Source organism: Streptomyces sp. NTD91 (genome assembly GCF_059510455.1).
Genome location: NZ_JCAJZW010000084.1, coordinates 1 through 13857 on the forward strand (window position 1 = coordinate 1; position 13857 = coordinate 13857).

General features: G+C 72.7%; 12 protein-coding genes. 4 read left to right on the top strand and 8 right to left on the bottom strand.

The features are described 5' to 3' along the window. Nucleotides 1–395 precede the first annotated feature (395 nt). Nucleotides 396–1661 carry an MFS transporter gene (locus AC5WRT_RS38020; protein WP_496098756.1) on the top strand — a complete coding sequence of 422 codons (1266 nt, stop codon included), beginning with the start codon at nucleotides 396–398 and terminating at the stop codon, nucleotides 1659–1661. 54 nt (nucleotides 1662–1715) lie between these two features. On the opposite strand, the gene AC5WRT_RS38025 is transcribed toward AC5WRT_RS38020, so the two are convergent. The 7 genes from AC5WRT_RS38025 to AC5WRT_RS38055 form a co-directional block, all read right to left on the bottom strand. Then, nucleotides 1716–2312 (bottom strand): alpha/beta hydrolase, encoded by a 597-nt coding sequence (locus tag AC5WRT_RS38025; RefSeq protein ID WP_496098757.1) that lies wholly within the window; start codon nucleotides 2310–2312, stop codon nucleotides 1716–1718. A 95-nt stretch (nucleotides 2313–2407) separates the two neighbouring features. Then, entirely contained in the window at nucleotides 2408–3034 is a 627-nt protein-coding gene (locus tag AC5WRT_RS38030; RefSeq protein WP_496098767.1) for a hypothetical protein, read from the bottom strand. Nucleotides 3035–3149: 115 nt separating this feature from the next. Continuing rightward, a complete protein-coding gene (locus AC5WRT_RS38035) occupies nucleotides 3150–5000 on the bottom strand; it encodes a glycoside hydrolase family 3 protein (protein WP_496098758.1) in 1851 nt (616 codons plus the stop codon). 360 nt (nucleotides 5001–5360) lie between these two features. Continuing rightward, nucleotides 5361–5753 (bottom strand): hypothetical protein, encoded by a 393-nt coding sequence (locus AC5WRT_RS38040; RefSeq protein ID WP_496098759.1) that lies wholly within the window; start codon nucleotides 5751–5753, stop codon nucleotides 5361–5363. Nucleotides 5754–5881: 128 nt separating this feature from the next. Further along, nucleotides 5882–9601 carry an ABC transporter ATP-binding protein gene (locus tag AC5WRT_RS38045; protein WP_496098760.1) on the bottom strand — a complete coding sequence of 1240 codons (3720 nt, stop codon included), beginning with the start codon at nucleotides 9599–9601 and terminating at the stop codon, nucleotides 5882–5884. Nucleotides 9602–9703: 102 nt separating this feature from the next. Then, nucleotides 9704–10768 (bottom strand): esterase-like activity of phytase family protein, encoded by a 1065-nt coding sequence (locus AC5WRT_RS38050; RefSeq protein ID WP_496098761.1) that lies wholly within the window; start codon nucleotides 10766–10768, stop codon nucleotides 9704–9706. 61 nt (nucleotides 10769–10829) lie between these two features. Continuing rightward, nucleotides 10830–11753 carry a serine hydrolase gene (locus AC5WRT_RS38055; protein WP_496098762.1) on the bottom strand — a complete coding sequence of 308 codons (924 nt, stop codon included), beginning with the start codon at nucleotides 11751–11753 and terminating at the stop codon, nucleotides 10830–10832. A gap of 135 nt (nucleotides 11754–11888) precedes the next feature. Here AC5WRT_RS38055 and AC5WRT_RS38060 point away from each other — a divergent pair, with 135 nt between their 5' ends. Both AC5WRT_RS38060 and AC5WRT_RS38065 read left to right on the top strand, forming a co-directional pair. Next, on the top strand, nucleotides 11889–12257 hold the full coding sequence (locus AC5WRT_RS38060) for a hypothetical protein (protein WP_496098763.1): 369 nt from the start codon (nucleotides 11889–11891) through the stop codon (nucleotides 12255–12257). A gap of 193 nt (nucleotides 12258–12450) precedes the next feature. Beyond that, on the top strand, nucleotides 12451–13191 hold the full coding sequence (locus AC5WRT_RS38065) for a VOC family protein (RefSeq protein ID WP_496098764.1): 741 nt from the start codon (nucleotides 12451–12453) through the stop codon (nucleotides 13189–13191). Nucleotides 13192–13209: 18 nt separating this feature from the next. Here the strand turns inward: AC5WRT_RS38065 and AC5WRT_RS38070 are convergent, their stop codons facing one another. Continuing rightward, complete coding sequence (locus AC5WRT_RS38070; RefSeq protein WP_496098765.1) at nucleotides 13210–13404, bottom strand: hypothetical protein; 195 nt, start codon at nucleotides 13402–13404, stop codon at nucleotides 13210–13212. A 143-nt stretch (nucleotides 13405–13547) separates the two neighbouring features. Here AC5WRT_RS38070 and AC5WRT_RS38075 point away from each other — a divergent pair, with 143 nt between their 5' ends. Continuing rightward, nucleotides 13548–13820, top strand: a complete 273-nt coding sequence (locus AC5WRT_RS38075; RefSeq protein ID WP_496098766.1) for a hypothetical protein — start codon at nucleotides 13548–13550, stop codon at nucleotides 13818–13820. The last annotated feature ends 37 nt before the right edge of the window (nucleotides 13821–13857 follow it).

The window sequence follows — 13857 nt, forward strand, 5'->3', positions numbered from 1 at the left end:
AGGTGCCGTGCCAGGCGTCGCGGACCAGACGGGACTTTCGAAACACGCCCTAGAGGGCCTGTCTGACCATTCGCGTCGTTGCCCGAAGAGCGGCCGCGCGGCGTCGGGTGCGTGCTCTCGCCGTGCCGGCCCCAGGCCCTCGTACTGGACGTACTTGGGCATGGCGCCGGTGCGGCGAGTGGGGGCACCTCCCACGCCCTTGAGACCTCCCACGCCCTTGAGGCAGTGGGGGAGCGTGCACCGCGTCGCGCGGCTGGGAGACTCGTGAAGGTCTTGGAGCTCCGGAGCGTCGCCGGGTACGGCCACGCGTCGGTGCCCGTGTCCGAAACGGCCCGCGCCCGTTCGCCGGCGTCGATTCGGTGGCCTCGACGCGGGTGCCCGGTTAGCCTCCACCGGTGATCCGGCCCTTCATCGACGTACGGCCCCTGCGCACCTCGCCCGCCTTCCGGCGGCTGCTGATCGGACGGACCGTGTCCGTGCTGGGCGGGTTCATGACGATGGTGACGGTCATGTACCAGGTGTGGGACATGACCCGCAGCACGGCGTGGACCGGTGCGGTGGGGCTCGCGCAGGCGTTGCCGCTGGTGGCGTTCGGGCTGCTCGCGGGCGCCTGGGTGGACCGGGCGGACCGGCGGCGAATCTTCCTTGCCGCGACCGTGGGCCAGGCCGTCTGTTCCGCGCTGCTGGCGGTGCAGGGATTCACCGGGCATGTCCCGGCGGCGGCCGTGCTCGCGCTGGTCGCCGCCCAGTCGGCGTTCGGCGCGCTCGGCGCCCCGGCGGCCGGGGTCTTCGTGCCGCGTCTGCTGCCGAAGGAACAGGTGGCCGCCGGGCTGGCGCTGAAACAGATCACCGGCCAGTCGATGATGCTGCTCGGTCCCGCGCTGGCCGGCGTGCTGCTGGGCCGGCTGGGCGTCGGCGCCTGCTATCTGCTGGACGCCCTCAGCTTCGGCGTCGCCTTCTACGGCGCCTTCGGACTGCCCGCGCTGCCGCCGCAGGGCGAGCCGTCGCGCGCGGGGGTGCACGGGGTGCTGGACGGGCTGCGGTTCCTGGCCGGGCACCGGGTGGTGCGAGGCGCGCTGATCACCGACCTTGCCGCGACCGTGCTGTCCTTCCCGGTCAGCCTGTTCCCGCTGGTCAACGCCGAACGGTTCGGCGACGACCCGCGCACCCTCGGCCTGTTCCTGTCGGCGCTGGCGGTGGGCGGCGTCACGGCCACCGCGCTGTCGGGCGCCGTGACGCGGCTCGGCCGGCCGGGCCCGGTCATGCTGGGCGCGGCGGCCGTGTGGGGCGCCGCGCTGGTCCTGTTCGGGCTGACGACCGACCCCTGCGTGGGTCTCGCCCTGCTCGCCGTCGCGGGCGCGGGGGACGCCACCTCGGTGGTCGCCCGGTCCACGATCGTGCAGACTCGCACCCCGGACGCGCTGCTGGGCCGGGTCACCGCGGCCGAGCAGATCGTCGGCCAGGCGGGCCCCGGCCTCGGCAACGTGCGCGGCGGCCTGGTCGCCGACTGGTCCTCCGGCGCGGTCTCGCTGATCAGCGGAGGGCTGATGTGCCTGCTGGCCGTGGGGGCGGTCGCCGCGACGACACCCGAACTGCGGGAGCGGGCACCGGACCCGGCCGACGGGGCCGCCGCCGCAGCGCCGGAGGGAGCCACGGGATGACCCCGGGACACTCCGCCCTCCGCCACTTCCCCCGGTCTCACACCCCCCAGCCCCTCAGTCCCCCTTCTCCGCACGTCCCCTGAGTGGTGTGCTGCCCTTCACGCACCACTCCAGGACCGCGGGCCACGGCCCGTACCCGGCGTCCAGGTCGAGGTGTGCGGCGCCCGGGAGGATGTCGGCGGGGATGCCGAGCGGCTCGGCGTAGAGACGGTCGGCGCCCTCGGGGCAGTACGGGTCGCCGATGCCCGCGACCAGCCGTGCCGGGCCGGGCAGGGGACCGTCGAGGGCGGGCGGGGCGAAGGCGGCGACCTCCGGCTCCCCGGCCAGGACGGACCCCGACGGCGGGGCGACGAGCAGCACCCGGTCCGCGTACCGCAGTTGCGGCATGTCCCGCCCGGCGGCGTGCAGCCACAGCACGGCCGACAGGCTGTGGGCGACGACGACCCGCTCCCCCGAGCCGTCCAGCTCCTCCAGGTGCCGGACGAGTTCGGCGAGCCAGGTCTCCAGGTCCGGGTCGTCGGGGTCGGGCAGCTGCGGATAGGTGACCCGGTGGCCCAGCCCGGTGAGCCGGTCGGCGAGCCAGTGCTGCCAGTGGTCCCGGGGGCGCCGGTTCTGCCAGCCGTGCAGGATCAGGTACGAGCGCGTCGTCATACCGTCGATGATCCACGCGGCCCTCCGCCGCGGTCCAGTCGCCCTTCACGGCGGAGGATCCGGCGCGGGGCGCGACGCTCCCTCAACTCGTCCGCTCACAGCCGCCGGGCGCACCCCACCGGCCTGTTCCCGCCCAGTTGGACGTACAGCGCCGTCGATGCCGGGCATTCCTCCCGCGTCCCCGTCGCCCCGGTGATCCGGTACTGCGGGCGGTGCGAGCCGGAGCCGTCGCACGGGGTCTCGCGGACCTGGCCCCTGCCGGAGGAGTACACGCAGTCGCCGGGGATCGTGCGGGGGCCGCCCCCGCGGCCGGGGTCGCCGGGGTGCGGGGGTTCCAGGTCGCGCATGCATGCGTAGCCCTGCGGGATCGCGCCGTCGCCGTCCTCGTCGCCCGCCGTGGCCGGGGCGCCGATGTGCAGCACGAAGTCGGTGGTCGCCGGGCACAGGGGGCCGTCGGTGACCGCGCCGTCGTACCGGGCGACGACTTTGGCCGCCGCCCGCTCGCTCGCGCAGGGCACCTCGGTGAAGCTGGTCGTGCCGAAGGAACTGCACTCGCCGACCGCGAGGAACTCGGCGCCGTACCCGCCGGTCGGGGCCGGGGTGGGGCGGGCGTCGCCGACGGGGGTGCCCGCCGAACCCCGGCAGCCGGTCAGCAGCAGGGCCGGCAGCAGGAACGCCAGGCACGCCCGACACGCGGCTGCGCCGACGCCCTTCCCCCGCATGGTCATCCCCCCTGACACCCCGGGTCCAGCGTGGCCCTCGGCGAGGCGGCCACGCCAGACAGGAGGGAGGGTTTCCGCCCGTTGGGAGGGATTGCAGCCGGTGTGTGGCGTACGGCTAGTACGTCAGCCCGTACCCGATCGGGTACAGCACCTGCGTCGGGTCGTCGGCCCGCTGCACCGCCACCGGGAGCTTGCCGCGCGGGGGAACGCGTCCGGCGATGACCCGGGCGGCGGCGCGCACCTCGACGTCCGTCCAGCCGTAGGAGGCAAGGCAGGCCTTGGCTGCGGGGTACTGGGCCACGTCGTAGGGGTTGCGCACGGCGAGGGCCGCCACGGGCCTGCCCGTGTCCAGCAGCTGCCGCAGCAGGGTGGTCTGCGCGCTGCCCGCCGTCACGTTGTAGGTGGCCACCACCACGGCGTCCGCGTTCTGTGCGGCGGTGACCGCCTTGGCGATGGTCGCGGCGGAGGGTGCGGTGCCGGTGGACAGGGCGGTGGCGGTGAAGCCCAGCTCGGTGAAGGCGGCGGCCAGGACGGCGGTGGGCGGGCCGTCGGTGGCGGAGGGCGAGGCCGGGTCGGCGCCGACGACGAGGACGCGCGGCCGGGTGCTCGGGGAGAAAGGGAGGGTGTGGTCCTCGTTGACCAGCAGGGTCGTGGTGCGCTCGGCGATCCGGTCGGCTGCCGCCAGGTGGGCCGGGGTGCCGACCCGGTCGAGGTCCGTCCGGCCGCCGCGCGGGTCGTCGAAGAGGCCGAGCCGGGCCTTCAGGCGCAGGATGCGCAGGATCGATTCGTCAAGGCGGGACTCTGTCAGCTCGCCGTTCTGGACGGCCTTCCGTACGGCGTTCCAGGCCACGTCGAGGGACGGCGGGTTGAGGAGCTGGTCGACACCGGCCTTGAGGGCGAGCACCGGCACCCGGTCGTCACCGTACTTGACGCGGACGCCTTCCATGCCGAGGGAGTCGGTGATCACGACCCCGTCGTAGCCCAGTTCGCCGCGCAGGATGCCGGTGAGGATCGGATGGGAGAGGGTGGCCGGGTCGCCGGAGTCGTCCAGCGCCGGGACCTGGAGGTGCGCCGTCATGATGGAGTCGATGCCGGCGGCGATCGCGGCCCGGAAGGGCACGGCGTCCAGCTTCTCCCACACCTCGCGGCTGTGGGTGATGACCGGGAGGCCGGTGTGGCTGTCGGTGGCGGTGTCGCCGTGGCCGGGGAAGTGCTTGGCGGTGGCCGCGACCCGGGCGGCCTGATAACCCTTCACCTCGGCGGCGACCAGCGCGGCGGCTGCGTCGGGGTCGGCGCCGAACGACCGTACGCCGATGACCGGGTTCGCCGGGTTGACGTTGACGTCGGCGTCCGGGGAGTAGTCCTGGTTGATGCCCATCGCGCGCAGCTCGGTGCCGGAGACGCGGCCGAGGGTGTGCGCGTCGGCGCGGGAGCCCCCGGCGCCGATCGCCATGGCGCCCGGGAAGAGGGTGGCGGGCTTGCCGACCCGGCAGACCGCGCCGTGCTCCTGGTCGGTGGCGATGAGCATCGGCAGGCCGCGTGGCCGGCTGAGGGAGGCCCGCTGGATGCCGTCGGAGAGGTCCGCGATCTGGCGCGGGTCGTGGGTGTTGTGGGCCCAGGCGAAGTAGATGATGCCGCCGACGCGGTACTTGGCGATCAGCTCGGCCGCCGTGCGGACACCGATCTCCTTGAGGTTGGCGTCGACGTCGGCCCGGTCGGGGTCGGTGGCGGAGGCGCCGTAGACCCGCATCACGAAGAGCTGGCCGACCTTCTCCTCGAGCGTCATCCGGGAGATCAGGGCGCGCAGCCGGAGGTCGTCGCCGGGCGTGGCGGCGCGGGCGGTCGTCGGCACGGCCAGCGCGGCGGTGAGGCCCGCGGTCGCGGCGAGGACGGCGCGTCTGGAGGGTCTTGCGGTGTGTCCCGTGCTTCCCGTGCTGGTGTCGCTTCCCGTGCCGGCGTCGTGCACGTGCGCTCCTTCCGGAGGAGAACCACTGAAGGAAACTTCCGAGGAGTCACCAATATCCGGGAAGTTTCTTTCCGTCAAGGGAATGCACAGTAACCACGGAAGGGGCCGTCACCGGCGCATGGGAGGGGGGCGCGCCGGTGACGGCGGGCGCCGGCCGTGCCGCGGCGAAGAGGGTGGGTCGGCGTTTCGCGGCCAGTCGCGAGGGGCCGACACCACGGCACGGAAGACTCGTCCGGCAACCTGCACCTTGGACGAACGGCCCGCCCGCCCGGTTCCCCGGGCCGGCGGAGCCAGGGACGGACGCGGCCGTCCATGCGGCCGACGCACGGAAGTTGACGGACCGTCAGATCCGTTCGGACGTCAGCACAGGATCCAGCCCGAGCTGATGCCCGGGCTGCCCACCGAGCCCCTGATCCATACGCAGCGGTGGCCGGCGTGGACCGTGACCGGGCCCGCGTGGTGGCGGTACCAGCCCCTGTCGACGACCGGGCGGCTGCCGCGGGCCTGGACGCTGACGGACATCGGCTGGGCGGAGCCCGGGTGCCGGGCGACGGTGACGGCACAGACGTAGCCGTCGCGCTTGTAGACGTGGGTGACCCCGGTGCTGAACGACAGGGCCCGCACCTCGCGTCCGGAGCAGCCGCCCGCCGGGGCCGCCTGGGCGGCGCCGGCCGTCACGAGGCCGAGCGTCCCGGTCGCGGCCAGCACGGCCAAGCCGAGCGCGAGCCGCCGTCGTATCCCACCAGTGTCCACTGTCGTTCTCCCCCTCGGCGTGGTCCTGCACCCCCGGTATCCGTACCCCTGTACGGACGCACGACGTATGTCGGATGGTTGCACGGCCGTCAGCGGCACACGTCGACGGGGCCCGGTACGCCGAGGGGTCAGCGGGACGCGGTGACCGGCTCCTCCGGCTCGGGGCGGCCGACGAAGGTGCGCCACAGCTCGGCGTACCGGCCGTCGCGGGCGAGGAGTTCCTCGTGGGTGCCGTCCTCCGCGACCCGCCCGTGGTCCATCACCACCACCCGGTCGGCGCGGGCAGCCGTGGTCAGCCGGTGGGCGACGACCAGCGTCGTACGGCGGCCCGCCAGGCGGTCGGTGGCCCGGTTGACCTGGGCCTCCGTGGCCAGGTCGAGGGCGGCCGTGGCCTCGTCGAGGAGCAGGACGTCCGGGTCGACCAGTTCGGCGCGGGCGAGCGCGATCAGCTGGCGCTGGCCCGCCGACAGGTTGCGGCCGCGCTCGGCGACCTCGTGCAGATAGCCGCCCTCCAGCCGGGCGATCATCTCGTGCGCGCCGACCGCCCGCGCCGCCGCCTCCACCTCGGCGTCGGTGGCCTCGGGACGGCCGTAGGCGATGGCGTCCCGGACGGTGCCGGGGAACAGGTACGCCTCCTGGGGGACCACGCCGAGGCGGTGCCGGTACGAGGTCAGATCCAGGGCGCGCAGATCGACGCCGTCGACCGTGACCCGCCCGGCGGTCGGGTCGTAGAAGCGCGCCACCAGTTTGACGAGGGTCGACTTGCCGGCGCCCGTCTCGCCGACGAAGGCCACCGTCTGCCCGGCGGGGATCGTCAGGTCGATGCCGGTCAGGGCCTCCTCGTCGGCGCCGTACGCGAAGTACACGTCCTCGAAGGCGATCTCGCCGCGCAGGGAGAGGACTTCGCGGGGCTCGTCCGCGGACTGCGTGGACGTCGGCTCGCGCAGCAGCTCCTGGATGCGGCTCAGGGAGACCGTGGCCTGCTGGTAGCCGTCGAAGACCTGGGACAGCTGCTGGACCGGCGCGAAGAACAGGTCGATGTAGAGCAGGTAGGCGACCAGGGCGCCGGTCGTCAGGGTCGCCGCCTCCACGCGGCCCGCGCCCGCGACCAGCACGCAGGCCGAGGCGACGGACGACAGCAGCTGCACGAACGGGAAGTAGACGGAGATCAGCCACTGGCCCCGGATGCGGGCGCTCCGGTAGCTGTCGCTGCGCTCGGCGAACCGCCGCCCGCCGTCCCGCTCGCGCCGGAAGGCCTGCACGATCCGCAGTCCCGCCACCGACTCCTGCAGATCGGCGTTGACCACCGACACCCGCTCACGCGCCAGTTCGTACGCCTTCACGCTCGCCCGGCGGAAGAAGAAGGTCGCCACGATCAGCGGGGGCAGCGTCGCGAAGACCACGAGGGCGAGCTGGAGGTCGATCACCAGCAGGACGCCCATGATGCCGAAGAAGGTGACGACCGAGACGAACGCCGTGACCAGACCCGTCTGCAGGAAGGTGGACAGGGCGTCGACGTCCGTGGTCATCCTCGTCATGATCCGGCCGGTCAGCTCGCGCTCGTAGTAGTCGAGCCCGAGCCGTTGCAGCTGGGCGAAGATCTTCAGGCGCAGCGTGTACAGCACACGCTCGCCGGTGCGGCCGGTCATCCGGGTCTCGCCGATCTGCGCGGCCCACTGCACCAGCACGGTCAGCAGACCGAGCAGCGAGGCCGCCCACACCGCGCCGATCGCCATCTTGGTCACACCGGCGTCGATGCCGTGCCGGATCAGCACCGGCAGCAGCAGGCCCGCGCCCGCGTCCAGGGCGACCAGCAGCAGGCTGGCCAGGAGGGGCAGGCCGAAGCCGCGCAGCAGGCGGCGCAGGCCGTAGGAGTCCTCCGGCAGGACCGCGCGGGACTCGTCGATGCCGGGGGTGTCGGTGGCCGGGGGCAGCGCCTCCACCTGCGCGAGGAGTTCCGGGGTGGCCGGTGTCCCGCTGAGCGCCTGGTCCTTCGGGGTGCGGTCGCCGGTCCACAGGCTCGGGGTCACGCCCCGCTCGGCGTCGAACTCGGCGTCCAGCTCCTCGCGGACCGAGGTGTCCTCGCGGGGTACGGCGGGCTCGGCGTGGCCCGGGGAGACCCCGCCCAGCTCGTCCGGGTCGGTCAGCAGCCGGCGGTAGAGCGCGCACCGCTCCTGGAGTTCCTCGTGGGTGCCGAGGTCGGCGAGCCGGCCGCCGTCGAGGACGGCGATGCGGTCGGCGAGGTTGAGCGTGGAGCGGCGGTGCGCGACGAGCAGGGTCGTACGGCCCCCCATGACGTGCTTCAGCGCCTCGTGGATCTCGTGCTCCACCCGGGCGTCGACGGCGGAGGTGGCGTCGTCGAGGACGAGGAGGCGGGGATCGGTCAGCAGGGCGCGGGCCAGTGCGATGCGCTGGCGCTGGCCGCCGGACAGGGTCAGGCCCTGCTCACCGACCTTGGTGTCGTAGCCCTCGGGAAGCTCGGCGATGAAACGGTCCGCCTGGGCGGCGCGGGCGGCCCGCTCGATCTGCTCCTGGGTCGCGTCGGGACGACCGTACGCGATGTTGTCGCGCACCGTGTCGGAGAAGAGGAAGGAGTCCTCGGGCACGAGCCCGATCGCGGCCCGCAGGCTGTCCAGGGTCAGCTCGCGCACGTCGTGGCCGCCGACCAGGACCGCGCCGTGGGTGACGTCGTAGAAGCGCGGCAGCAGCAGGGAGAGGGTGGACTTGCCGGAGCCGGAGGAACCGACGACGGCGAGGGTCTCCCCCGGCCGGATCTCGAAGCTCAGCCCGTCCAGCACGGGCCGCTCGTGGTCGTATCCGAAGGACACGTCGTCGAACTCGACGGTGGCCGGCGCGTCGCCGGGCAGCGCCTTGGTGCCGTCCTTCGTCGTCGGCTCGGTGTCGATCAGCTCCAGGACGCGCTCGGTGCCGGCGCGGGCCTGCTGGCCGACCGTGAGGACCACCGCGAGCATGCGGACCGGGCCGACCAGCTGGGCGAGGTAGCTGGAGAAGGCGACGAAGGTGCCGAGCGTGATGTGCCCGCGCACGGCCAGCCAGCCGCCGAGTGCCAGCATGGCGACCTGGCCGAGGGCGGGGACGGCCTGCAGGGCGGGGGTGTACGTGCTGTTCAGACGGATCGTGCGCAGCCGCCCCGCGAACAGCCTGCGTCCGACCTCCCTGAGCTTGCCGGTCTCCTGCTCCTCCTGCCCGAAGCCCTTCACCACGCGTACACCGCTCACCGCGCCGTCGACCACTCCCGCGACGGCGGCGGCCTGGGCCTGGGCGTACCAGGTGGCGGGGTGCAGTTTCCCGCGGCTGCGCTTGGCGATGCCGTACAGGGCCGGGGCGACGGCGAGCGCCACCAGGGTCAGCGGCAGGGACAGCCAGGCCATGATCCCCAGGGAGATCAGGAAGAGCAGGACGTTCCCGATGGTCATCGGGAGCATGAAGAGCAGGCCCTGGATCAGCTGGAGGTCGCTGGTGGCCCGGCCGACGACCTGGCCCGTGGACAGCTCGTCCTGGCGGCGGCCGTCGAGGCGGGTGATCGTGGCGTACATCTCGGTCCGCAGGTCGTGCTGTACGTCGAGGGCGAGCCGACCGCCGTAGTAGCGGCGGACGAAGGTGAAGCCGTAGACGAGGAGGGCCGCGCAGATCAGGGCGCCGGCCCAGGTGGCCATCGAGCGGGTGTGGTTCCCGATCACGTCGTCGATGATCACCTTGGTGATCAGCGGGACGACCGCCATGACGGCCATGCCGGCGAGGGAGGAACCGAGGGCGAGGACCACGTCCTTGGGGTACCGCCAGGCGTAGCCTGCGAGCCGTCTTGCCCATCCCCGTTGCGGTGACACGCGGGTGCCTTCCTGTCGACCTGCTCTACCGGAAGACACCAACGCCGCACGATGCGGATTTCATCCCTCCGCAACAGGACGAGGGACACGGCGAGGGGCGGCTCAGACCCGTACCCGCAGGTAGTAGAACCTCGTCGTCTGGGTCGGGTTCTGGTTGTCGTCGCTCACCAGGAGGACCTTCAGGCGGCCGGTGTGGGCACGCCCCGTGATCGTCATGCCCTCGATGTTGTCCAGCAACGGGTTGGGCTGGGGCTGCCTGGCCGTGGCGCCGAGCGAGGGACAGGTGGCGATGTCGGTCAGCAGGGTCTTCTTGATCAGACGCACTCCCGGCTGCCCCGTCAGGTTCTCGATGCCACTGGTGTCGGTCGCGTGCCGGAGGTCGGCCAGATAGAGGCGGACGGTGTTGCCGACGCCGGAGGTGAAGCCGCGTTCCAGGACGAGGAGGCGGCCGTCCGGGGTGGCCTGGACCTCGGGGACGCCGAGCCCGGCGTCGGTGCGGTAGCCGTACTGGGCGGATAGCCTGAAGTGGCCGCCCGTGGTGCGCCGCCAGGTCTGGAAGCGGACGATCCCCGTCGAGTCGCCCGCGATCGCGTCCTCCATGGACGCCAGCAGGGTACGGCCGCCGGGCAGCAGGGTCAGGCCCTCGAAGGTCTGGTTGGCGGTGGCACGGCCGGCCGGGGCGACGAGGAGGGAGGACGGGACGGGGAGCCGGTCGAGGATCCTGCCGTCGGCGGAGTAGCGGCGGACGGACGGCTCGGTCTCGGAGGTGACCAGCCGGGTGCCGACGGGGGTCCCGCCGCTCGAGCGAAGCCGAGAGCGGGGGACGTCGACGACCAGGCCCTCGGAGTCGAGGTCGGCGCCCTTCTCGTCGGCGAGGTGGACGGCGGACCTCGGCTGGAGGGTCTTCGGATCGAGGTCGAAGAGGACGGAGCGGTCCTCCAGGGCGGCGATCGACCCGTCCCGTTCGACGGCGAGCGCGGAGAAGTTGCCGACGAACGTGCCGTCGTACGTCGTCTTGTCCAGCGCGTCGGAGAAGCGGTCGATGGAGACGGACGGAGAACAGGCGGGGTCGCCCGTGGAGTCGGCGGCGGCGGGCCCGGTGGCGGTCAGCGTGGTGGCCGCCGCCAGGCCGGCGGTCAGGGTGGCGAGTACGGTTCTCAGGCGCATGCCGGTCACCGTAGGGCGAGCGGATGTCCGGCGGGAGACCGCGCCGTGGATCCGCTCGGCGTCAGCCCTGCGGCGGCACCGCGACGAAGGCCTCGCTGGGCTCGCTCGTCGGGGTGTAGAGCGTGGTGGCCGAGGTGGTCGGCACCAGGTCCTTGTGGATGACCCTGGCGACGTTCTGGATGGTGGTGACGCCGTAGTCCATGGTGCTGTTGTCCTGCGTCAGCACCGAGATCATGTAGTCGTGGCCGGCGCCGTTGAAGGTGCCCAGGCTGTGCACCCGCCAGCCATGGGTCGCACGCTGCAGCCAGCCGTTCTTGACGTGCACGGAGACCGTGGACGGCGCGCCGGCCGGGGTGCCCCAGCGCTGCGAGGAGATGACCTGGCCCATCAACTTCAGGATGTAGGCCCGGGAGTTGTCGCTCAGCACGCTGTTCTTGGCGGTGACGAGCTTGAGCAGCTTCTGCTCGTCGGTGACGTTCTCCTGGGTCAGTCCCCAGTAGCCGTTCGCGCCCGGCACGGTCTTCGTCATCCTGGCGGCGGCCAGGAAGCCCTTGATCTTCGTCATGCCGAGCTGCTTCCACAGCGCGGTCGTGGCGTTGTTGTCGGACTTGGTGATCATGGCCTTGGTGAGGGTGACCTCACGGTCGGTCAGATAGCGGTTGTGCTTCTTGGCGTCCCACAGCAGGGTCGCGAGCACGGTGACCTTGACGGTGCTGGCCGAGTCGTAGGAGCTGGTGGCGTGCAGGGTGCAGGTGGTGCCGGTGCTCCGGTCGTACAGGCCGAGCGCGACGGTGCTCTTGCGGTTCGCGAGGGCGCCCGTGATGTCCTTCTGCAACTTGGCGGCGAGGCCCGCCTTGGCGGACGTACAGCTGACGGCGGGCGTGGCCGCGGCGGCGGGGGTGGCCGCGGCCACGGTGGGCATCAGGACGCCGGCGCCGAGGGCAGCCGCCAGCACTCTGGCGCGTCGGGTCATGCGGTGGGTCATGGGTCTGTCCCCCTGGGAACGTCGTGTGAGCGCACGCCTGCGCCCGCTGGATTGACGCGTGGGAGCGGCCGGAAGTTGTACGCGTCTTCCCGGCGGGTGCGTTCCCCTCACCCCGCTGCGGGCAATGATTCGTTCATGTCGGCACAGAGGATGGCCCAACTCGACCGAGCGGGAGGGCTGTTCGTGGCACTGGCGGTGCTGCGCCCGGCCGCCGGGCAGGACACCCGGCTGCGCACACCGGAGGACCGGCGCGCGGAGGACCACCCACAAGGGCACATCGGCGACGTCGAACGGGAGTTGTACGAGCTTCTCACGACGGCGCGCGGCAGGGGCGGCGAGCGGTGGAAAGCGGCAGCCGCGGCGTTCCGCTCGATACCGGACTTCCTGGAGGGCGGAAACGTGCCGCACGGCAACCTGAACGACCCGGGGTCGGCCGCGTTCAAGGCGGGCTACGGCGCTCAGACCGGCGAGTTCCGGGACAGCTTCCCCGAACTGCTGTCCTGAGGGTGCCGGGGCTGCGGGCCGCCCTTGCGCCTGGGGGAGGGCGCGCCGCACGACATCCGGGTGGGCGGCGGCATGACGCGGGGCGGGACCCGTCCGACGTGAGCTGAGAGAACCGCCCCTCGGCGCGCCGGGGCTCACACCGTCCCCCTGGTGCGCGGATGCCGGCGCCGAACGGGTGCATAGGATCGTCGGCATGGCGCTGCGCCCCGTGATGGTGAACATCAAGGCCCTGGACGCCCCGGCGGTCGGCCGGTTCTGGGCGGAGGCGCTCGGCTGGAGCGCCTGTCACCCCGGCGTGACCACCTACGTCGGACCGGGCGGCGGCCCCGTCTGGCCGGACCCGGTGTTCGTCTGCGTCGACGTCGTTCCCGTCCCGGAACCCAGGACGGCGGCCAAGAACCGTGTGCACCTCGACCTCGCCACCACCTCCGTGTCCCATCAGGCGGAGCTGGTCGCACGTCTGCAGGCTCTCGGCGCGACGCCCGCCGACGTCGGCCAGGGCGAAGTGCCGTGGACGGTTCTCGCCGACCCCGAGGGGAACGAGTTCTGCGTGCTGGAGCCCCGGGAGGTCTACCGGGACACCGGTCCGATCGCCGCGGTGGTGGTCGACTGCGCGGATCCGCGGGCCATGGCCCGGTTCTGGGGCGAAACGATCGACTGGACCCTGCACGAGGTGACCGACGACCGTGCGGTGCTGCGCAACGCCAAGGGTGTCGGCCCGTACCTGGAGTTCCTCCGCACGCCCGGCGCGAAAACCACACCGGACCGCGTCCATCTCGACCTGCTGCCGTACCCCGGCGACGACAGGGCGGTGGAGGTGACCCGGCTGCGCGCCCTCGGCGCCACCGACCTCGACCTCGGCCAGGGCGACGTCCCCTGGACCTGCCTGACCGACCCGGAGGGCCATGAGTTCTGCGTCCTCGCCCTGCCTTGACGCGGCCCGGCCCGCCTCTCACTCCGTGCGGGACAACTCCGCCGCGTCCGTGAGGTGCACGGCCCGCTGCGCCCATGCCTCCGGCTGACCGAGGTCCGGGCACGATGGGACCTGCTCCCGTACGCCATCGGGAACGGCGAACTCGCGCCACTCCAGGATGTGCAGGACCGTCTCGGCCTCGGCCCGGCCCAGTTCCCGGCCTTGTCCGAGCATTGCCGTCCGCGACTCCAAGGCCCCGCCGGAGCCACCCACACCTTCCCGGCCGAGGCCTTCGCCCGTTTCGTCGGGACGCTGAAGAGGCCCACGCCGGGCCGGACCATCGCCATCGCTCGTGAAGAACTGCACAATGAGTGCTTGTGCCGGAGAGTGACGAGCGTCCGCGACTCGCCCCGATTCTGCTGACCGCCGTTTCGGTGCCGGTCGTCGGAGCGGTGGGGGCGCACCCGAGTTCGCTGCTTCGGGTGGCGGAGCGGGCCCAGGGCGCTGTCCTCATCACCCTGATGGTCGCAGCGCTGATCACTCTCCTCATCGCTTTGTCGCTGGCGAGCATCTGGGCCATCAACACGGTCGCCTCCCTGATCCACAGCGTCCACCGCGGGCGCAGGACGCGCCGCGGCGATCGTCCCTAGGAGACCGCTGAAGATCTTGCTCTGGCCGCCCGACTCA

Coding starts and splice junctions, on each gene's coding strand:
- AC5WRT_RS38025 (WP_496098757.1), bottom strand. CDS start 2,312: ATGACGACGCGCTCGTACCTGATCCTGCACGGCTGGCAGAACCGGCGC.
- AC5WRT_RS38030 (WP_496098767.1), bottom strand. CDS start 3,034: ATGCGGGGGAAGGGCGTCGGCGCAGCCGCGTGTCGGGCGTGCCTGGCG.
- AC5WRT_RS38050 (WP_496098761.1), bottom strand. CDS start 10,768: ATGCGCCTGAGAACCGTACTCGCCACCCTGACCGCCGGCCTGGCGGCG.
- AC5WRT_RS38055 (WP_496098762.1), bottom strand. CDS start 11,753: ATGACCCACCGCATGACCCGACGCGCCAGAGTGCTGGCGGCTGCCCTC.
- AC5WRT_RS38060 (WP_496098763.1), top strand. CDS start 11,889: ATGTCGGCACAGAGGATGGCCCAACTCGACCGAGCGGGAGGGCTGTTC.
- AC5WRT_RS38065 (WP_496098764.1), top strand. CDS start 12,451: ATGGCGCTGCGCCCCGTGATGGTGAACATCAAGGCCCTGGACGCCCCG.
- AC5WRT_RS38070 (WP_496098765.1), bottom strand. CDS start 13,404: ATGCTCGGACAAGGCCGGGAACTGGGCCGGGCCGAGGCCGAGACGGTC.